Origin of the sequence: Streptomyces sp. NPDC091272 (assembly GCF_044757485.1) — a bacterium.
Lineage (GTDB): Bacteria > Actinomycetota > Actinomycetes > Streptomycetales > Streptomycetaceae > Streptomyces.
This window is the reverse complement of record NZ_JBIVVC010000003.1, coordinates 90,208-108,922: the sequence shown is the minus strand read 5'-3', so window position 1 is coordinate 108,922 and position 18,715 is coordinate 90,208. Positions and strand designations below refer to the sequence as shown.

Here is an 18,715-nt window from a genome sequence, read left to right as displayed (position 1 = left end):
TCAGCTCTCGCCCAGGTAGTTGAGGGTGCGGGCCACGAGGTACGGGGCCTCTTCGATGCAGAGCCGCTGGCCGTAGAACTCGGAGTCCAGCACCTCCGCGGTCAGCTCGCCGGTGACGGCCGAACTCCAGTCGTCGAGCGTGTCGTTGTCCTGCGCGAGGAGCAGCAGCAGATCGACGTCTGCGGGCTCGGGGCGGTAGGACTCCCAGGCGCGCGCGGTGCTGACGAAGGAGGTGTAGAGGCGGCGGCAGAATGCCTCGGCCCGGTCGTCGAAGCCCAGACCCGTGCCGAACATGGCGGCGGCGGAGTTGCGCAGCGCCAGTTCGAGGTCGGCGTCCTGCGGGCTCATCGGCGGAAACTGCTTCGTGGTGCCCGACATGCGCAGGAGGCCCTCGTAGAAGTCCACGATCAGCTCGTCCTCGGACATCACACCGTCGGTGCCCCGTTCGATGTAGCCGTCGACCACGATCGTCCGGCCGACGGTGAGCCCGCGGTCCGCGGCGATGCGGTTGAGTTCCAGGCAGAGCGCGCCGCCCGCGCAGGAGCCGAAGAGGTGGAACTCGTCCTCACCGAACTCGTCCTGCAGCGCGTCCGCGTAGAGCCCGGCGAGCCCCTGGATGTCGTCCGGCACGCTCTCGACGCCTTCGACCAGCAGGGGGGACTGCAGCCCGTAGCAGGCCCGGTCCGTACCCAGCTCCCGGACGAGCCGGCCGTAACCGTCGACCATGCCGTGCCCGGCGTGGACGAAGACGATCGGCGTGCGCGAGCCCTGGTTGCTCATCCGCAGCAGCGCGATCTCGGTGTTGGCGGCCTGTGGCTGCGCCTTCTGCGCGCTCAATTCGGCGATGGTCTGGAACCGCATCAGGTCGCCCATGTTGATCCGCCAGCCGAGGCGCTGGTTGATCTGCTCGATGGTGACCAGGGCGGTCAGTGAGTCGCCGCCGGCTTGGAAGAAGTTGTCGTGCACGCTCACGTCGTGCTGGAGCGTGGTGCTCCAGATGTCCAGGAGGATCTGTCGCACCAGGCTCGGCGCCGCCGGTTCGGCCGACGGGATGACAGCCGTCTGAGCTGCGTTCATATGCTTTGTCCTTTACGGGAATCTCAAGGGCGAACGGCTGGGGGCGGTCCGGCGGATCAGGCCGTGGGCCCGGTCCGGCCTGGGCTCGGTCCGGCGTGGGCCCGGCCCGGCCTGGGCTCGGTGCTGCCCCTAGGCCAGAACGGGCCCCGGGCCGATCCGGTGCGACAGACTGGGCCGCCCGTCCATGTGGACGTAGACCCGGTGCAGCCAGCGGTCGTTGCCGTCGTAGCGGGGGGTGAACTCGGTACGGCCGTGCACCACGAGGCGGTTGTCCAGGAACGCCATGTCGCCGGGCCGCAGCACCAGTTCCGACGCCGTCTCGGCCAGGGCCGCGCCGAGCCGGCGCAGCGCCGCGCCGGCCTCGTCGTCGAGTGCCTTGGTCGCGTTGAGGTCGACCTGGATGTCCGGGTCGTCGAACGAACCGTTCAGGACGGCGTGCGCGGTGGTCGCGTCGCCCGCACGGAACGACGGCGGCGCCTCGGTGACGAAGCGGGGCAGGCGCAGGATCGCCACGTCGCTGTCGTCGAGCAGTACCCGCGCCCGCCGTACGGAGGAGAACAGGGTGCCCGCCGTGCCCTCGTGATCGCTGCGCAGGCACAGCAGCCCGATGAGGTCCGGGCGGTGCGGGTGGAAGGCGTTCTCGTTGTGCAGTTCGAGCTCGACGGAACCGGCGTTGCTCTGCGAGGTGGCCAGTGCCGGGACCGGCACGACGTTGTGCACCAGCGCGCCGTGCTTCTCGTTGCGGAAGGCGAACACGTCGCCGAGCTGCTGGCCGAGAAGCATCGCCGTCGCGGCGGGCACCGTGGCCCTGCGCTCCACGGAGTCCGGCACCGTCGGGGTGTCGGGCAGCGTCCCTGCGTCGACGGGGAGGTTCCCGACCAGCAGGGTTCCTCCGGGACCCGGCGCGGAGCGGAAGTCACGCAGGGCTTCGAGCAGCCGTACCGGCAGCCGGCAGCTGTGCCGCCGCGCCTGCGCCAGCCAGCGGGGGTCGTCGATCTGCCCGGCGGCCGGGGACCGGTGCAGTTCCTCCGCCAGTGCGCGCACGTCGGCGCGCTCCCGGTCGGTCAGCGTCACGCTCGTCCGGTCGAGGTCCTCGGGAATGCGGTGGCTCAACATATGAGTGGGCATGTCTGGTCCTTTGGGCGATCACGCGGGCCTGATGCTGAAGGTCGCGCAGCGGTCGGTCGCGTGGAATCGGGCAGTCACGAGCCGCGTCGGGCGTCTACGTGCTGGTCGCGGCGGTCATTTCGCGCTCGATGAGGTCGCGCAGCTCCTGGGGGAAGCGGAGGAACTCCCAGTGATCGCCCTCAAGAACGTGGTACGTGGCCGAGGCGCACTCGTCCCAGCCGGGCCACACCTCGGCCTGGGGGACGACGGCGTCCTCGGTCCAGCCGATCACCGAGACGGGGACCCTCCGGCTGGGCAGCGCCTCGGCCCGGTAGCCGCGCTGCAGCCGCACGTCGGCGAGCAGGGTCTCCGCGGCCACCTCAAGGAAATCGGGCGGCATTCGGTAGCCGAGGGCCGCGCACCGCTCCTCGATCTCGGCGACCATGTCGACCTCGTCGAGGTCGACGAAGTTCAGCCTTCCGTAGAGCCCCTTGTGCGGGGCGCCCCACCCGGAGGCGAACAGCCGCCGGGGGGTCGGCAGGCCCTGCTTCTCCAGGTGCGCCGCGATCTGCAGCAGGAACGGCACCGCGCCGCAGTGGCCGATCAGCGCGTACGGGCGGTCCAGGTGCTCGGCGATCTCCGCCACCAGGCCCTCCGCGAACTCCTGGTGGCTGCTGACGTGCGCCTCGCCGAACCGGTTCTCGCGGCCGGGCGGCTGCACGGCGCAGAACCGGCCCGCCCCGAGCTCTCGCGGCCACGTCTTGAACGAGGCCGCCCCGGTGCCCGCGTACGGCACGCCGAGGACCAGGTAGTCGCCGTCGGCAGGCACCGGCCGCAGGGTCCAGACGGTCATACCGCGGTCACCTCGACCGGCACGCTCTTGTACTCGAGCATGAAGTTCGACCGGAGCCGGGTCGTCGGGCCGGCCGGGACCAGTCGGCCGGGCCGCTCGCGCAGGCCCTGGAGCAGGGCGGCGAGCGCGGTGCGGCCCATCGCGGCGCCGATGCAGTGGTGCGGACCGCTGGCGAAGCCGACATGGCGGTTGGGGGTGCGGCCGAGGTCGAACCGGTTCGGGTCGGGGAACTGGTCCTCGTCGCGGTTGGCGGACGCCGTCCACAGCGTGACCGAGTCGCCCTCGGCCAGCTGCACACCGCGCACCTCCACGGGCCTGGTGACCTGCCGCTGCACGTACGAGGCGGTGGACGTCCAGCGGACGAACTCCTCCAGACCGGTGCCGATCAGCTTCTGGTCCGCCCGCAGCCTCTCCCACTGCGCCGGGTCGTCCATCAGGGCGAGCAGACCACCGCTGGCGCTGTGCTGGGTCGTCTCGTTGCCGCCGATGGCCAGGTTCATGAGGTTGAACAGGAGCGTGTCCTCGTCGAGGTCGCGCTCGCCCGGCTCGGGCCGGAGCAGGATGCTCACCGCGTCGTCGCCCGGCCGGGCCCGGCGCTCGGCGATCAGGTCCAGGAAGAAGTCGAAGACGTCCGCCTGGGCGGTCGCGAGCCGCAGCCCCTCGTGCGCGATGCCGAGGGTGTGGTCCTCGTCCCGGTACCCGATCATCGTCTGGGTGAGGCGCAGCAGGTGCAGCGCGTCGGCGTGCCCGATGTTCAGCTGGGCCATCAGGCCACCGGCCGGCAGCTCGCGGGCCACGTCGGTGGCGAAGTCGCCGCCGCCGTCGGCCCACATCCTGTCCAGCACGACGGCGACCCGCCCGCGGACCGTCTCGGTCACCCGCTCGATCATCTTCGCGGAGAACACCCGGTGCATCCGGCGGCGCAGCTGCCGGTGGCGCTGGGCGTCGGAGGTGACGAGCATGCGCCCGGAGGCGGTGTCGGCCTCGTTGCGGAACGAGCCGCCGATGACGGTTCCGTGCTCCGAGCTGAACGTCTCGGTGTCCCGGAAGGCCATCAGCACGTCGTCGAACTTGGTCAGGGCCCAGAACCCGCCCTCGGGCGTGGGGTTCCAGTGGACCGGGTCCTCCGCACGCAGCCGCGCCCACAACTCGTGGGGGTCGCCGGTGACGAAGGCCTCGGTGTCGTTGAGGTCGATGTCGGCGGCCGACATCAGAAGCTGGGTCATTCGTCCTCTCCCTTGCTCCGCGACGCGTCGAGGGCGAGCGCCATGTCGGACAGCACGGTGTTGCCGAGCACGTCCTCCAGACCGATGCCCGCCTCCTGGTCCCGGTTGATCCGGCGGCTCATGCGGAAGGCCAGCATCGAGTTGCCGCCGAGCTCGAAGAAGTCGTCGTTGACGCTGATCCGCTCGGTGCCGAGCAGCTCCTCCCAGACCGTGGTGAGGTAGCGCTCGCTGTCCGTACGCGCAGCCACGTAGTCGCTGCGGCGCCGGTCCCGGTCGCCCAGGAGATCGAGCAGCGCAGCGGTGTCGCGTTTGCCGTGCGGGGTGGACTGGATCTCCGGCACCTGGAGGAACTCGGAGGGCACCTGGAAGTCCGGGACGGTCGCCTCGGCGTACGCACGCACCTCGGGCATGGTGGTCCGGCCCTGGGGCACGACGAACGCGACGAGCCGCTTGTCCTGGCCCTCGCCCTGCGGCAGCACGGCGACGTCGAGAACGCCGGAACAGGCGAGCAGCGAACGCTCCACCTCGCGCGGCTCGACCCGGTAGCCGCGGATCTTCACCTGGTCGTCGTTGCGGCCGAGGTAGTCCAGTACGCCGTCGGGGCGCTCGCTGACGAGGTCGCCGGTCGCGTACATCACGGACCCGGGGGTGCCGAACGGGTCGGGCAGGAACCGCTCCGCCGTCCGCGCGGGGTCACGCAGATAGCCGCGGGTCACGCCCGCCCCGCCGATGTGGAGCTCGCCGGGTGTTCCCTTGGGGACCGGGCGCAGCCGCTCGTCGAGGACGTGCAGCTGCACACCCGCGAGACCGGCGCCGATGGGCACGCTCGTCGCGTCCGGCGCGACGTCGGTGATGGTGAACGCGGTGGCCGCGGTGGTTCCCTCGGTGGGCCCGTACAGGTTGACCAGCTGACCCGAGAACTTGCTCGCGAGCACGTCGCGGCAGGCGGCGGGACGGACCACGTCGCCACCGGTCTGCAGCACGCGGAGCGAGGAGAACACGTCGGCGTCCTCGGCCGCGATGTGGTTGAAGGCCATGGTCGGCGAGAGCAGCGCGGTGATCCGGCGGCGGCGCAGCTCGCGTCCCGGGTCGCCCTTCACCAGGTCGGGCACCGAGGGCATCATGACGATCTCGGCGCCTGCCCAGAACGAACTCCACAGCTCCCAGTGGAAGGTGTCGAAGGAGATGTTCGCGATCTGGGCCACCCGGTCGGCGGGGCTGAGCGTCGGCAGCAGCGGATTGACCGCGAAGTGCACGAGGTTGTGGTGCTCGACCACGACGCCCTTGGGGGTGCCGGTGGAGCCGGAGGTGAACAGCACGCACGCCGCGTCCTGCGGGGCACTGTCGGGCAGGCCGGCCCCCGGCGCGTCGGCCCGGGCGCGTTCGGCGTCGTACTCCCAGACCAGGGTGCGCACCTGGGCACCGAGCTGTTCCCGCTCGCCGGGGCCGACCAGGGTCAGCCGGCCGTCGGCCGCGCTGAGCATGAGCTCGCGCCGGGCCTTCGGGTAGCGCAGGTCCACAGCCACGTAGGCCGCGCCGGCCCGCAGCACGCCGAGAATGCTGATCACGAGGTCGACGTCGCGCTCGCGGTGGATGCCCACCCGGTCCTCGCGGCGTACGCCCTCGTCGATGAGGCGCTGGGCCAGCTCGGCCGACGCGCGGTCGAGCTCGGCGTAGGTGAGCCGGCGGCCGGAGTCGTCCGACACCGCCGGGGAGTCGCCGTGCGCTGCGGCCGACCTGGTGAACAGCTCGGTGAGGGTGGGGGGCACGCCCGGGGCGGTGCGGCGGTCGTCCGTGTTCACGGTGTGAGCACTCCTGTTCGTTCCGGGAGACCGTCCGCGATGACCTGGAGCAGGTCCGCCGGTGCCGATCGGTGGGTGTGGTCGTTTCCGGGCAGCAGGATCTGCCGCACGTTTCCGTAGGCCGACCACTCGTCCATCTCCTCGGGACGCATGTGGGTGTCCCCGGTCCAGGAGATGGTGGTGACGTCCAACGGGGTGCTGCCCGCGCCCGACGGCTGGTAGCCGCAGGTCAGTGCGATGTCGGCGCGCAGCACCTGGATGGCCATGGCGAGCAGCTCGTCCGGGGGCGTGGGCTCGCCGCGCTGCTCGCAGCCGTGGCGCAGCTCCTCCATGTACTCCTCGTCCGTGGTCTCCGGTGTGAAGGGGCCGGAGCGGCCGCCGCCGAAGTAGCCACCGCGGTGGGGGGCCAGGCAGGAGGAGGCGAAGATCTGCTGGGGCGTCGGGCCGCCACGGGCGGCGAGCTCGACCGAGAGGCCGTAGCTCAGGCGCGCCCCGTAGCAGTGGCCGAAGAAGCCGAACGGCTTGTCCAGGTAGGGCAGGAGTGCGTCGGCCGCCTCCTTGGCGAACACGTCCATGGACGTGTGGGCGGGGGACCTGAACCGGTTCTCACGGCCCGGGAGCTGGACGGGGCAGATCTCGATGTCGCCCGTCCGCGTGGGCCAGTCGCGGTAGGAGGAAGCACCTGCGCCGGCCACCGGGAAGCAGAACAACCGGGCTCGGGCGTCGGGGTCGGTGTCGCGGACGAGCCACTGCCGGCCGCCCTCTCGGCTGCTCAAGACCGCACCCGCCCCACACCGGCCGGGCGCGGGTCGGTCCAGTTCTCCGAGATGTACTCCAGGCAACCGGACTTGTCACCGCGGTGCCCGGCCTCGCTCCATCCGGGGGGTATGGAAAGGCCGTCAGGCCAAATGCTGTGCCGGCCTTCCTCGTTGCGCACGGCCAGCCATACGGCACTCTCCGCTGCTTCCAATGAGGTATTGCTCATCATCGCTCCGGTCGAAATGTGGGTGGGTGAGCTAAAAGACGGTGGCCCTGCCGGATGAAGCTCCGAAAACCAGGCTAGAACCCGGAATTGGCCTTCACCGGCACCTGTTGAGGCAGAACAGCGGCAATTGCCGGGCACCCGGAATCCGTTGTCCCGGCAGGCCGCGCGGCGGCGTCGGCCCCGGCCGTCGCCGGACCGGCGACCCGCTGTCCACCGCGGTGACGACCGTCGGGTCGCCTCCTGCGGACGGTGACGGGCAGCTGGGTCATCCCCGCGATGAAGATCGACCGCAGGTGCTGCGGCTCTCCGGCGAATTCGATCGACTCGCACCGCCCCAGCAGCTCCTCGAAGAAGATCCGCAGGGTCATCCTGGCCAGCGGCGCCCCGATGCAGAAGTGCGGTCCGAAGCCGAAGGCGACCTGGCGCTTCGCGTTGTCGCGCGTGATGTCGAACCTGTGCGGGTCGGGGAACTGGGTCCCGTCCCTGTTGGCCGACCCGATCCACGCGACGACCGCTCCACCGGCGGGGATCGTGCCCCCGCCGATCTCGACGTCGTGCACCGCGTACCGCATGAAGTTGCACGCGGACGACGTCCAGCGCAGCCCCTCCTCGACGAGGTTGGGCACCAGGGACAGGTCGGCGGCGGCCCGCGCGTACTGCTCGGGGTGTTCCACGAGCGCCTGCACCGTGCCCGAAATGGTCCACGGAGTGGTGATGTTGGCGCCCAGGAGGATGCTGTAGCCGTCGAGGGCGATCTCCTCGTCGGTCAGCGGCGCGCCCCCCGCGCGGACGCTCATCAGGTGGTCGAGCAGGCTCTCGTCCTCGCCGCCGTCCGACCGCCGCCGTTTGACCCACTGGGTCACGTAGTCGACGAGCTCGTGGTGGGCGATGGCCAGGGTCGCCGCTTCGCTGCCGAGCTTGAAGTGCGGGTCCGAGGGGGCCATCACCATCGAGGTCAGCTGTACGAGTCCGTCCCAGTCCTGCTCCGGGATGCCCAGGAGCGGGCCCGTGACGATCGCGGGCAGGCGTTGCACCTGCTCGCCCAGGTCGAAGGTGCCGCTCTCGACGGCCGGTTCGAGGAACCGTACGATCGCCCGCCGGATGCCGTCCTCCCAGGACCTCACCGCGCGTGCGGTGAGCTTGGGGGCGATCGGCCTGCGGACCTCGGTGTGCCGGGGCGGGTCGGTGGACGTCAGCAGCACGCCGGCGGCGACGTCGTCCTCCCCGAGATGAGTGATCACCGTGCCGCGTTCGGAGGTGAACTCCCGGTGGTCGCCCAGTACCCGGCAGACGTCGTCGTAGCGGGTCAATGACCAGAACTCCCGGCCCTCCGCCAGTGTTTGGTGGTGCAGCGGCGCCCTCGCCCGCATTGCGTCCCAGATCCGGTGCGGATCGCCCGACGTGTAGAGGTCCAGGTCGAGCAGATCGACATCGTCGAGGTCGACGTCGTGGCCTGCGCCCGGTGTCAGCCTCATGTCCGGGACCTGCCCGGTTCGATCAGCTCGGCCACCCGGGCGGGGGACTGCGCCAGGTAGAAGTCACGTACGGACAGCCGGACCCCGTACGTCTGCGAAATCCGTTCGAGAATCTGGATGCCGATCAGCGAATTGCCGCCGATTTCGAAAAAGTTGTCGTCCGGCGCGACCTCGCGGTCGAGAAGTGACGCCCACAGCTCCGCCATTTCCTGCACAGGTGCATTGGAGGGGGCTTGGGATGTGTTCGGCTGCTGCGATTTCTCGCCCTGTTCGGCGTGCTGACGGACGGCGCTCGGTGACGATTCCATTGCCTGTCTTTGTCCTTGTCGGTCGGTGTCGATCTCGTACTTCGGGCGGGCCTTGCTCACAGCGGCGCCGTCTCCCTGACCTTCGCCATGTCCTCGGCCATGCACCGGGCCAGGCCCTCGGCCTGCTCGAACAGGTAGAAGTGGCCCCCGGGCAGGTAGTGGAACCGCACGGGCCGGGTGCAGTACGACTGCCAGTCGTCGATCAGCTCGGGCGTGGACATCTCGTCGTCGACGCCCATGAAGACCGACATCGGCACGGTGACGGGCGGTCCCTGCGCGTACTCGTAGGTGTCCACCAGGTGCAGGTCGCCCCGCAGGACGCCGACCATCCAGTCCGCCGTCTCGGGGTCGGACAGCATCTCCTCCGGAGTGCCGCCCAGGCTCCGCATGAAGCCGATCAACCGCTCCGGCGACCACAGGTCACGGCGCTCGGAGAAGCGGGCGCACGCCAGCGCGGGCGCGGGCATCGCGGACACCCCGAGCCAGGCCGGCGGCCGGCCGGCCCGCTCCAGCTCCCGGACGAGCTCGTACCCGATCAGGGCGCCCATGCTGTGCCCGAACACGGCGTACGGGCCGTCCGCCTCGGCCAGGAAGGCGGGCTTGAGCAGCTCCACGGCCTCCGCCGCGTCACGGCAGTGCGGCAGGTGGGAGGCAGCGCCGCGGCCCGGGAGGTCGACGGCGCGCAGTCGCCAGCCGGGCGGGAAGGCCTGGGCCAGCGCCATGAAGCCGGCGGCTGAGCCGCCCGCATGGTGAAGGAAGTAGCAGGTCAGCTCCTCGGTCGGCCCGTTGGAGGACGTCCCGGGACGCTTCCGGAGATCTCTGAACATCGTTGTTTCGCCTATCTCATGGGCCCGGCCACCGGGCCGGCGGCGCAGAGGCGGGGCGCCCCGGTCCGGAGCGGTGTGCCGCGGTGCTGTCTGGCGCCCCGGTCCGGAGCGGTGTGCTGCGGTGCTGTCTGACGTCCCGGTCCGGAGCGGCCGCCGCGGAGCTACCTGGCGGCCCGGTTGACCGCGGAGGCTATGGCGCGCACGGCCGCGCCGGTCTCGTCGCCGTGGAGGCCGACACCCCAGACGCTCTCCCCGCCGACCGTGCACTCGGCGTAGACGACCACCGAGGAGTTCTCGGCGTCGGGCGGCTGGACGGTGAGGGACCGCACGGTCACGTCCGTCCCGGCGTCCCGCAGCGCGTCGGCGAACGCCGCACCGCTCTTTGCCCTGAAGTAGCGGGTGGCTCCGTCGAGTTCCGTCTCGACGACGCCGTCCGTCGTGCCGGTCACCCGCAGCGGCTGACCCTCGGCCAGGAACTCCCGGGTGAAGAGCTCCCACACCTGCGCGGACCCGACCTCGGTGGCGCACTCCTCGCTGTGCCGCTGGACCAGGCGGGAGACCTCCACCTGGAGGCGGCGCGGAAGGTCGAAGCCGTGCCCCGTCTTGAGCAGGTAGGCGACCCCGCCCTTGCCGGACTGGCTGTTGACGCGAATGATCGCCTCGTACGAACGGCCGACGTCCTTCGGGTCGATCGGCAGGTAGGGAACGCCCCAGGGGGTCTCACCGACGGGGGAACCGGCGCCCTGCGCCGTGCGCTCCATCGAGTCGAACCCCTTCTTGATCGCGTCCTGATGGGAACCGGAGAACGCCGTGTAGACCAGGTCGCCGGCGTACGGGTGGCGCGGGTGGGTCGGCAGCTGCGTGCACTCCTCGGCGACCTGCCGGATCGTGGCGATGTCCGAGAAGTCGATCATCGGGTCGACGCCGTGGGAGAAGAGGTTCATGCCGAGTGTCAGCAGGTCCACGTTGCCGGTGCGCTCGCCGTTGCCGAACAGGCAGCCCTCCACCCGGTCGGCGCCTGCCAGGACAGCGAGTTCGGCCGCCGCCACTCCCGTGCCCCGGTCGTTGTGCGGGTGCACGGACAGGCTGATGTGCTCGCGGCGGCTCAGGTTGCGGTCCATCCACTCGACCTGGTCGGCGAACTCGTTGGGCAGGGTGCACTCGACGGTCGCGGGCAGGTTGATGATGATCGGACGCCCCGCAGCCGGCTGCCAGACGTCCATGACGGCCTCGCAGATCTCCAGCGCGTAGTCGGGCTCGGTCGCGGTGAACGACTCCGGCGAGTACTCGAAAAGGATCTCTCCGCCGACGTGCTGCGCCGCGAGCTTGGTGATCAGCCGGACCGCCTGCACCGTCATGTGGAGGATGTCCTCACGGTCCGCGCCGAACACCACCCGGCGCTGGAGCGGCGAGACGGAGTTGTACAGGTGGACCACGGCGCGCGGGGCGCCCCGCAGCGCCTCGAAGGTGCGCTCGATCAGTTCGGTACGCGCCTGCATGATGACCTGGATCGTCACGTCGTGCGGGATCAGGTCCTGCTCGATCAGCTCGCGCACGAAGTCGAAGTCGACCTGGCTCGCCGACGGGAAGCCGACCTCGATCTCCTTGAAGCCCATGGCGACGAGCTGCCGGAACAGCCGGTGCTTGCGTGCCAGGTCCATGGGCTCGGGCAGCGCCTGGTTGCCGTCGCGGAGGTCCACCGAACACCACAGCGGAGCCTTGCGGAGCTTGCGCGCCGGCCACCGGCGGTCCGGCAGGTCCGGCCCTTCGAAGGGCTTGTAGCGGTGCACTGGCATACCGCTCGGCTGCTGGACGCTGCCGGTCAGGGAGGCGCCGGTACGGGAGGTGCCGGTCAGGGAGGTGGTGGCCACGGAGGCGGGCCGTTCCACGAGAGTGCTTGACATCATTGGTCCTCTGCCCAGATTGGAAAGGAGTGTCCGTGTACTGAGGGGCGCGCTCACCCCGCGGGTCGGCCCGTACCGGTGGCTGCCGCGCCGAAGACTCGCGCGATGTGCTGCGCATGGTAGGAAGCAGCGGTCACAGGCCTGGTGCGCCTTCGGAGAAGGACGCTCGCCGATCCGCCAACTACGCGATGGATCCAGACCTTAGGAGCGCCGGCCCCCCGGGACCGGCAGCAACGGAGGCGATCAGGCGGCGACTTCCGCCCGGTATCGCCGGTCGGCTCCGCGCCGGTTCCTGCGGCGGGAACCAGGACGTCGAGTCGCCTGCTCAGGAGTGGTGCACGCCACACCCGACGGCTCGGCCTGCAAGTAATCTGAGCCGCATGACAGCCCGCCTGGACGACAACGATTACGGTGATCTTGAGGGCCCTTCCTCTCCCGGGGAGGAGGTGGCGGACCAGGAGCGTGCGTACTGGGACAACCGGCGGCTCACCCAGGAACAGGACGACGACGAAGCGGGACGGCGCGAGCGGCGTCGGCTGAAGGTGCGGGAACGGAAGCTGCATCTGAGGTTCCGTGAGCACCGCTACGCACGTCAGACGGACCAAGGCCCGCCGCCAGGCCCCCTGGTGCTGCCGCCGTTGCCCGAGGACGGCGATTCCTACGGACGCCACGACCGTCACGACGTCACGAAGCCCGACGACGACTGGTACTGACGCCCTCCTCTGCCCCCTGCGGCCCGCTCACGCCGCATAGGACCGGGACTCCACGCCGGCCGGGGACTGCCAGCGCAGCGCCACTCTGGGTTCGGGTGCGGGGGCAGCTGGTGCGGCGTCCTCGGCCAGCAGATGGCGGACCAGGTTCAGCACGGTGAACCTGGGGGTGCCGCCCGCGTCCCAGTTGGCCGGCCGCACCAGGCCCAGGGTGCACAGCAGGTGGATGGAGCTGAGCGCCGGGTCGCCGATCTGCTCCGGCGAGGCGAAGGCCTGGGCCATGGTCCAGGGGAGCGAGTGGGTGGTGAGCCGACGCAGGACGTCGGCGTCGCGCGGGTGCAGTGACTCGACGGCCGCCTGCAGCACCGCCCGCAGATCGGCGGTGTCGTTGCCGGGCGGGGTGGCGAGCTTGAACGGATCGCGCCCGGCCAGGCTCAGGAGCTGGTCCGGACTGTAGAGAAGGAGCCAGGCGGCGGCAGCTTCGATCGCCCGGGGGATGCCGTCGAGGCTTCGGCAGATGCCGGCGAGCGCGGCCATGGTCCGGCTGTCGGCCGACGCCTCGCGTTCGAGCGAGCCACAGCGCGACAGCATCAGCCGCAGAGCAGGGCTGACGGACGCCTCACGGCCTGCGGAACCGGCCGAACGGTCCGCCACGGACAGCGGGAAGACCGGGTAGTCGGTGCCCGCGCCCCACTCCGAGCTCTCCCTGGCCTCGTACAGGACGCGCAGTCCCCGCCGCCGCACCAGCAGACGGCGGAGCGCCGCCAGCGAGTCGGGGTTCATGGTCACGTCGGGCAGTACCAGCAGGATGTCGTCGGCGCCGACGGCGGTGGCCAGCTGGTCGATCTCACCGTCACCGCCGAGCAGTTCGGCGACCTGGGCCTGCGAACGGTCCGCGGAACTGTCGGTGGCCCCGCCCTCCGGCCCTGCCCAGAGGACCCGCATCCGGGACGAGGCGTCCATCGCCCCGGCGACCTCCTGGAGCAGCCGGGTCTTGCCGACCCCGGCCATGCCGACCACCCGGATCAGACGGTGTCCGCCGAGGTTGACGAGACCCAGGAGAGCTTCGATGTCGCGCTCGCGGCCGACGGTCGGTTCGAGCACGGCGGGCGGCGGGGCGAAGGAGTCGGCCGGGATGCCGCCGGAGGCGGGCCCGGCGGCTGCCTCCTCGACCCGTGCCCGCTGGACCCCGGTCAGCCGCAGACCGTCCAGCAGCAGTCGGAGGGTCTCCCGCCGGGGGTTCTGGGTGAGACCGAGTTCGAGATCCCGAATCGTCCGGACACTGACGGACGACAGGTCGGCGAGCTGGGTCTGGGTGACGCCGATGCGTCTGCGTGCCGCCTTGAGTACGGCCCCGAGGCTCGAAGAGTCCTGATGGTCCGGCGGCACCGTGCGCTCGTCGCGGTTCTGAGTCGAATTCAAAGCATCCTCGCCACTGTGTCTCGTGCTGTGGACAGCAAGTTGATTCGGGTCGCACACCGTCGCCGCGTCCCCCGGGAGCGATGTCGGTCCGGGCGGGGGCGTCCGTGCTGCCCTGCTCCCGGCGCCGTCCGTAAGGGATGAGCCACGGTCAAAATGACGTTCAGCCGGCCGGCGTCCATGGCCCTTCCCCGTACCGTTCCACCGAGGACAGGGCCGCGGCGTAGTCGTGCTCCACGGTCGGTTCATCGGCGTGGAGGAACTGAACCCGGGTGACGGGCACAGACCCGCCGGTCACTGCGCCCTGGTAACTCTCCAGCGCCTTCAACTCCCGCATGAGGCCCCGGGAACTCGCGGAACCGGAGGCCGGAACGGGCAGGGCGACCCAGGCCGCGTGCCGTAGCCGCCGGTAGGGCCTGGCGGCACGCAACCGGAACCATTCCGGGGCGAGATAGGCGAACACGGTCCAGTCGGCCTGTCCTTCGCCGAGCGCCGCGCGTGTGAGCAGCGGCTCGTCGGTGGCGCAGATGCCCGCGGTCGTGGTGACCGGGGCCGGGCCGTGCACGGTGTGCTCGAACACCGTGCAGGCCGGACCGTTGCGCAGCCCCGCCGCGTCGAGTCCGGTCAGTGTCAGGTCCGCCAAGCGGTCCTGCCGCTCGCCCCGGCGGGCGAGCAGCCTCGCACCGCCCGGCCGTCCGTCCGCCTGCCGCGGCCCGGTCTGCCGCGTCTCCCAGATATCGCAGATGTAGTGGACCCCGTCCAGACTCACGGAATGCACCTTGAATCCCGACGGCCCGGCTTTTTCAGCAGAATTCCGCCGAGCCACGTTCCGTCGCATACCACTGCTTCGCAGACCCAGTCCCGCGCCCAGAGCCGCGGCGAGTCCGACCCCCGTGCCGAGCCCCGGCAGAACGGCTACCGGCTGAAAGGAGGATACGCGGTCCAGCGTGTCCGTGAATCGGGCGCGATGCACCACGACGTCACGAAAGTCGTCGCAGCGAAAGGACGACGCAAACCGTTCTGGTATCGCTGCGGTGCTCTGCACGTGGACGATTTCATAACCTCGGTCCCGGATCGGGGGAACGAGCAGTCGCGCACTGGAGTAAGCATCGACCAGGGCCACCACGGGCCGATCGGTCATTCTGACTCCTCCTCCTTTGCACCAGGTATGTCATCAGGGCACTGCCGCGTCTGTCGTCGACTCACGGAGGAGCCCGGTCCCAGTAGCGTGCGCCGCTTGCGTTTCTGCCCACGGGGCGGCGTCGAATGAGAGTCGCGAAGGCGAATTCCGCGACGTGGAGCCGTGCTGAGCGATACGGCTCGCCTCGTCGTGAGCGCCCGGACCACGATCGGCCGGGACACCTGTCACGCTCTCAAATACCGTTCCTCGCACCCCAGTTGGTGACGAACGTGCATCTCATTCGGACTGCTCGCCGTGGTGCGCCGTGCCGTCGGCGCACGGGGTCGCGCACCGGGAGGGCGGTCCTTCGGGCACGCCTTCACGAGAACGCCTGCCCCGGGGGACCCGGCGCCGTGACCGGTCGGCCCTCCCGCGCGAACCGGCACGCGCGGCAGGGCGCACATTCTCACCGCCGGGCAGCATTTCGGACCGCCGTCCAGGGTGATCCGGAATTCGCAATGTTCTGTGAAACTCCGGCGGCTGCCGGATACGAGTCACGTCGGTTCTCGCGAGGCGTGCGCATCAGCGTTTCTCGTACCAGGTCACCTGGGCGAAGTATCCGTGGCCGAACCGGCCGTCGGATCCCCGTCCACCAGGCTCGCGTCCCGCTTTGACGGCTGCGGGAGCACAGTGGGAATTATCCCCAGGCGGAGTCGTCCGACGTGGCGGACCCGGAACCCTGGGAAGCAGCGGCCGCGTATTCGGTGTTCGCCGGCGTCGGGCCGCCCGCAACAAGACTGACGGTGCCGAAGGCCAGCAGGGCGGCCGTTCCGAGTGCGACAGAAACGGTGCGAATGCGGTCAATCATGATTCCCCCACGATTCAGAAACTGAGTTCACCTTTGCGGTGTTTCAGAATCATCCACCGCCGTTCGTCGCGGGTGAAGGTTCGAATGACATCATGAGTGGGCAGTGCAAGAACGTGAAGGGTGGACAGATGTGTACAGAGCATGAGCAGGTGGGGGTAATGAAGCTCCCTGAGCTGTGCGAGGTCGGCCTGGAGCGCTATCGCGACGTGCTGGAGGCGGGCGGCGTCACGACTGACCGGGTCCCTGACTGCCTGGTCGACCTGGGGCTGCTCCGGTTCCTGCCGGACAACCCGGACGCTCTCACTCCGGTCCCCCCGGACCTTGCCGCTGCCTCGCTCTCCCGCCCGATCAAACGGGCCATCACGGAGTACCAGGACACCCTGATGGCGATCCGCACCACGATGGCCCGGGCGGAGACCGTCTACGCGGAGGCCCAGCAGGACGGCGGCACCTCGGTCCAGGTGCTCTCCGGCGAGAGCGTGATCGCCGCCGCCCTCGAAGAGGCGGTGCAGTCGTGCCGCGAGGAGCTGCTGACCGCCCAGCCCAACGGCGGCCGTTCGCCCGAGCTCCTCGCCGAGGCGCTGCCACGGGATCTCGCCCTGGCCGCCCGCGGTGTCAAACAGCGCACGCTGTACCAGCACACGGTGCGGGGACACGGCCCCACGCTCTCCTACATCGAGCGAGTGGTGTCCGCGGGCGCGGAGGTCAGGACGATCGACGAGGTCTTCGAGCGGCTCATCGTGTGTGACAGCAGGACGGCCTTCATGCCCGGCCCGCGCGACCGCCGCCAGTCCGCGCTGGTCATCCGGCACCCCAGCATCATCGAGTACCTGGTGAAGGGCTTCGAGCAGGCGTGGAGCCGGGCGGCACCGGTGGGGGAGGCGCCCTCCCGGCTGCGCCCGCCGCCCCTCACCAACGAGACCAGGAGGGCCGTGCTGCGGCTCATGGTCGAGGGCTACACCGACGAGGCGATCGCGGGGCGCCTGGGCATCAGCAGGCGCACGGTGGGCACCCACGTCCAGAAGACCTCGGAGGTCCTGGGCAGCCGCAGCCGCGCACAGCTCGCCTACCTCATAGCCCAGACCGACCTGCTGGACCACTCCGACCTGGGTGTCGTGGGGGAGACCGAGGTCGAGGACGACGACGTGAGCATCGACGACAGCCGGGAGCCCGCGTAGGGACGACGGTACGGCGCCACGGTTTGTGGCCGGTTCCGCGTGACGGACCCGGTACGGCGTCGCGGCTCGTGGCCGGGTCCGCACGCCGGTCCGGGCGACCCGGCGGGCCGGGTCCGTACGCCGGTCCGGGTGACCCGACGGGTAGGGTCCGTCGCCAAAGCGCTCGACATCGGGCTCGGTGATCGGGGACGCTTCAGGCGATGACCAAAATCGACGACACACCGCCCGCATGGGACGACCGCACCCAGCTCACCACGTTCCTCGACTACGCACGTAACACCGCCCGCGCCAAGTGCGCCGGGGTCTCCGCGGAGAACGCCCGCAAGGCGCTGCTGCCGGGCTCGCCCCTGATGACCATGAGCGGCATCATCAACCACCTCCGCTGGGTCGAGTACTACTGGTTCCAAGTGATCTTCCTCGGCGAGGAGGACCGGGCCCCCATGACGGACGAGGACCCCGACGGCGAGATGCGCATCGCCGTCGACTTCCCGCTCACGCAGTTGCTCGACGAGTACGAGGAACAGAGCGCCCGCTACCGTGAACTGGCCGCCGGCACCGACCTGGCCGCGCGGGCCAAGGAGACCATTCGCGACGGCCTCCATGTCGACCTGCGCTGGATCCTCCTCCATCTCACCGAGGAGACGGCCCGCCACAACGGCCACCTGGACATCCTGCGCGAGTTGCTCGACGGCACGACCGGCAACCCGCTGGACGACTGACCCCGGTGTCCGGGCGAGCTGCCGGACGCCGTGGATCCCCCGCAGCGAAATTGATGAACCCCCGCACGGTGCACACTGGTTGACCGGGACTTCCTCGGGCCGGCCCTCGATCCGGACGCCTTCCTGTTCGGCGCCGGCCGGTCCCGGGCGCACCCGGGCGGGGCGTCCACCCTGGCTGTCGATTCCCGCACGGTACTGGGATGATGCTCGCCACCGGTGACCGGCAGTCGACCATTCGCGCGTAGGAGAGAGTGTTTTGACCACGACCGATACTGAAATGTCAGTGCTGTGGGCCGAGGAGATGTCCGAGGAGGCGGCGCGCAAGCCGTCTCCTTCGAGGCTTTCGGCGGCCGACGTGCTGACACTGGGCAACGCGGTCTGTGGATTCCTCTCCATCTACTTCATCACCACGGCGGTCCTGGTGCCCTACCTGACCGACGGGGAGGGCGCCGGCTCCGTACGGCACGGGGCCGCCACCGCGGTCATGCTCATCCTCCTGGCGTCGCTCTTCGATCTGTGCGACGGGCTGGTCGCCCGGAGGTTCCGCAGCTCCGACATGGGAGCTGAGCTCGACAACCTCTCGGACCTGATCAGCTTCGGCCTGGCGCCCGCGTACTTCGTGGTGGTCTGGGGCATCGTCAGCGACGTCTCGTACCTGGGACTCGCCGTGTTCGGCGCGGTCGCCGTGCTGCTCGCGGGGCTGCTGCGGCTGGCGCGGTTCTCCGTCACCGCGATGCAGGACGGCATGTTCCAGGGGATGCCGATCCCGTTCGCCGCGCTCACCGTCGTCTCGGTCGTCCTGCTCGAACTCCCCTTCCTGATCACCCTCGTTGCCCTGGCCGGCGTGGCGTGGCTCATGGTCAGCCGGGTCGAGTACCCGAAGCCCACCGGCCGGATGGCGGTCGCCACGGTCGTGTGGGCGGCCTTCAACATCGGCTGCCTGGTGGCCTGGGCCGCCGGTGTCCCGCGGGCCGAGGGTCTGATGGTGACCGGGTGCGCGCTCCAGGTCGCGCTGGCCGCGCTGCTGCCGGTGGTCGCCACGGCGCGTCGCATCAACACGGCGCGCCACACGCGTTCGGCGTAGCGACGGGACCCGGCCTGCGTGGCCGGGTCCGACGAGCGGCCCCAGGTCCCGAA

General features: G+C 70.4%; 17 protein-coding genes. 4 read left to right on the top strand and 13 right to left on the bottom strand.

Features of this window, described 5'->3' with window-relative positions; translation table 11 throughout:
• From ACIQM4_RS09735 to leuA, 11 genes are all read right to left on the bottom strand, one after another.
• Window positions 1–1,077: a phosphopantetheine-binding protein gene (locus ACIQM4_RS09735; RefSeq protein WP_401588527.1), complete on the bottom strand. Its 1,077-nt coding sequence runs from the start codon at window positions 1,075–1,077 to the stop codon at window positions 1–3.
• Between the two features lie 129 nt (window positions 1,078–1,206).
• Window positions 1,207–2,205, bottom strand: coding sequence for a TauD/TfdA family dioxygenase (locus tag ACIQM4_RS09730; RefSeq protein WP_401588524.1), 999 nt, complete (start codon window positions 2,203–2,205; stop codon window positions 1,207–1,209).
• A gap of 94 nt (window positions 2,206–2,299) precedes the next feature.
• Window positions 2,300–3,037, bottom strand: coding sequence for a thioesterase II family protein (locus tag ACIQM4_RS09725; protein WP_401588521.1), 738 nt, complete (start codon window positions 3,035–3,037; stop codon window positions 2,300–2,302).
• The gene (locus ACIQM4_RS09720) at window positions 3,034–4,263 is read right to left on the bottom strand and encodes a cytochrome P450 (RefSeq protein ID WP_401588518.1); all 1,230 of its coding nucleotides are present in this window, start codon (window positions 4,261–4,263) and stop codon (window positions 3,034–3,036) included. The genes ACIQM4_RS09725 and ACIQM4_RS09720 overlap by 4 nt, the downstream gene beginning before the upstream one ends.
• Complete coding sequence (locus ACIQM4_RS09715) at window positions 4,260–6,065, bottom strand: non-ribosomal peptide synthetase (protein WP_401588515.1); 1,806 nt, start codon at window positions 6,063–6,065, stop codon at window positions 4,260–4,262. The genes ACIQM4_RS09720 and ACIQM4_RS09715 overlap by 4 nt, the downstream gene beginning before the upstream one ends.
• The gene (locus tag ACIQM4_RS09710; RefSeq protein ID WP_401588513.1) at window positions 6,062–6,841 is read right to left on the bottom strand and encodes a thioesterase II family protein; all 780 of its coding nucleotides are present in this window, start codon (window positions 6,839–6,841) and stop codon (window positions 6,062–6,064) included. Before ACIQM4_RS09710 ends, ACIQM4_RS09715 begins: the two co-directional genes overlap by 4 nt.
• On the bottom strand, window positions 6,838–7,050 hold the full coding sequence (locus ACIQM4_RS09705; RefSeq protein WP_401588510.1) for an MbtH family protein: 213 nt from the start codon (window positions 7,048–7,050) through the stop codon (window positions 6,838–6,840). The genes ACIQM4_RS09710 and ACIQM4_RS09705 overlap by 4 nt, the downstream gene beginning before the upstream one ends.
• Before the next feature lie 74 nt (window positions 7,051–7,124).
• A complete protein-coding gene (locus ACIQM4_RS09700; RefSeq protein ID WP_401588508.1) occupies window positions 7,125–8,525 on the bottom strand; it encodes a cytochrome P450 in 1,401 nt (466 codons plus the stop codon).
• Entirely contained in the window at window positions 8,522–8,893 is a 372-nt protein-coding gene (locus tag ACIQM4_RS09695) for an acyl carrier protein (protein ID WP_401588505.1), read from the bottom strand. The genes ACIQM4_RS09700 and ACIQM4_RS09695 overlap by 4 nt, the downstream gene beginning before the upstream one ends.
• A complete protein-coding gene (locus tag ACIQM4_RS09690) occupies window positions 8,890–9,660 on the bottom strand; it encodes a thioesterase II family protein (protein WP_401588502.1) in 771 nt (256 codons plus the stop codon). The genes ACIQM4_RS09695 and ACIQM4_RS09690 overlap by 4 nt, the downstream gene beginning before the upstream one ends.
• A 161-nt stretch (window positions 9,661–9,821) precedes the next feature.
• Window positions 9,822–11,567, bottom strand: coding sequence for a 2-isopropylmalate synthase (leuA, locus tag ACIQM4_RS09685; RefSeq protein ID WP_401588499.1), 1,746 nt, complete (start codon window positions 11,565–11,567; stop codon window positions 9,822–9,824).
• A gap of 377 nt (window positions 11,568–11,944) precedes the next feature.
• On the opposite strand from leuA, the gene ACIQM4_RS09680 reads away from it, so the two are divergent.
• Window positions 11,945–12,277, top strand: a complete 333-nt coding sequence (locus ACIQM4_RS09680) for a hypothetical protein (protein ID WP_401588497.1) — start codon at window positions 11,945–11,947, stop codon at window positions 12,275–12,277.
• 27 nt (window positions 12,278–12,304) lie between these two features.
• Here the strand turns inward: ACIQM4_RS09680 and ACIQM4_RS09675 are convergent, their stop codons facing one another.
• Both ACIQM4_RS09675 and ACIQM4_RS09670 read right to left on the bottom strand, forming a co-directional pair.
• On the bottom strand, window positions 12,305–13,696 hold the full coding sequence (locus ACIQM4_RS09675; RefSeq protein WP_401588494.1) for a helix-turn-helix domain-containing protein: 1,392 nt from the start codon (window positions 13,694–13,696) through the stop codon (window positions 12,305–12,307).
• Between the two features lie 160 nt (window positions 13,697–13,856).
• Window positions 13,857–14,462 (bottom strand): hypothetical protein, encoded by a 606-nt coding sequence (locus tag ACIQM4_RS09670; protein ID WP_401588491.1) that lies wholly within the window; start codon window positions 14,460–14,462, stop codon window positions 13,857–13,859.
• 1,377 nt (window positions 14,463–15,839) lie between these two features.
• On the opposite strand from ACIQM4_RS09670, the gene ACIQM4_RS09665 reads away from it, so the two are divergent.
• From ACIQM4_RS09665 to pssA, 3 genes are all read left to right on the top strand, one after another.
• Window positions 15,840–16,859, top strand: a complete 1,020-nt coding sequence (locus ACIQM4_RS09665) for a LuxR C-terminal-related transcriptional regulator (protein WP_401588488.1) — start codon at window positions 15,840–15,842, stop codon at window positions 16,857–16,859.
• Between the two features lie 200 nt (window positions 16,860–17,059).
• Entirely contained in the window at window positions 17,060–17,578 is a 519-nt protein-coding gene (locus tag ACIQM4_RS09660; RefSeq protein ID WP_401588485.1) for a DinB family protein, read from the top strand.
• 256 nt (window positions 17,579–17,834) lie between these two features.
• A complete protein-coding gene (pssA, locus tag ACIQM4_RS09655; protein ID WP_401588483.1) occupies window positions 17,835–18,662 on the top strand; it encodes a CDP-diacylglycerol--serine O-phosphatidyltransferase in 828 nt (275 codons plus the stop codon).
• Window positions 18,663–18,715 lie beyond the last annotated feature (53 nt).

What these genes read in the sequence shown, in the direction of transcription:
- ACIQM4_RS09735 (WP_401588527.1), bottom strand. Translation starts at nt 1,077, where the DNA reads ATGAACGCAGCTCAGACGGCTGTCATCCCGTCGGCCGAACCGGCGGCG.
- ACIQM4_RS09730 (WP_401588524.1), bottom strand. Translation starts at nt 2,205, where the DNA reads ATGCCCACTCATATGTTGAGCCACCGCATTCCCGAGGACCTCGACCGG.
- ACIQM4_RS09725 (WP_401588521.1), bottom strand. Translation starts at nt 3,037, where the DNA reads ATGACCGTCTGGACCCTGCGGCCGGTGCCTGCCGACGGCGACTACCTG.
- ACIQM4_RS09720 (WP_401588518.1), bottom strand. Translation starts at nt 4,263, where the DNA reads ATGACCCAGCTTCTGATGTCGGCCGCCGACATCGACCTCAACGACACC.
- ACIQM4_RS09705 (WP_401588510.1), bottom strand. Translation starts at nt 7,050, where the DNA reads ATGAGCAATACCTCATTGGAAGCAGCGGAGAGTGCCGTATGGCTGGCC.
- ACIQM4_RS09700 (WP_401588508.1), bottom strand. Translation starts at nt 8,525, where the DNA reads ATGAGGCTGACACCGGGCGCAGGCCACGACGTCGACCTCGACGATGTC.
- ACIQM4_RS09690 (WP_401588502.1), bottom strand. Translation starts at nt 9,660, where the DNA reads ATGTTCAGAGATCTCCGGAAGCGTCCCGGGACGTCCTCCAACGGGCCG.
- leuA (WP_401588499.1), bottom strand. Translation starts at nt 11,567, where the DNA reads ATGATGTCAAGCACTCTCGTGGAACGGCCCGCCTCCGTGGCCACCACC.
- ACIQM4_RS09680 (WP_401588497.1), top strand. Translation starts at nt 11,945, where the DNA reads ATGACAGCCCGCCTGGACGACAACGATTACGGTGATCTTGAGGGCCCT.
- ACIQM4_RS09665 (WP_401588488.1), top strand. Translation starts at nt 15,840, where the DNA reads ATGAAGCTCCCTGAGCTGTGCGAGGTCGGCCTGGAGCGCTATCGCGAC.
- ACIQM4_RS09660 (WP_401588485.1), top strand. Translation starts at nt 17,060, where the DNA reads ATGACCAAAATCGACGACACACCGCCCGCATGGGACGACCGCACCCAG.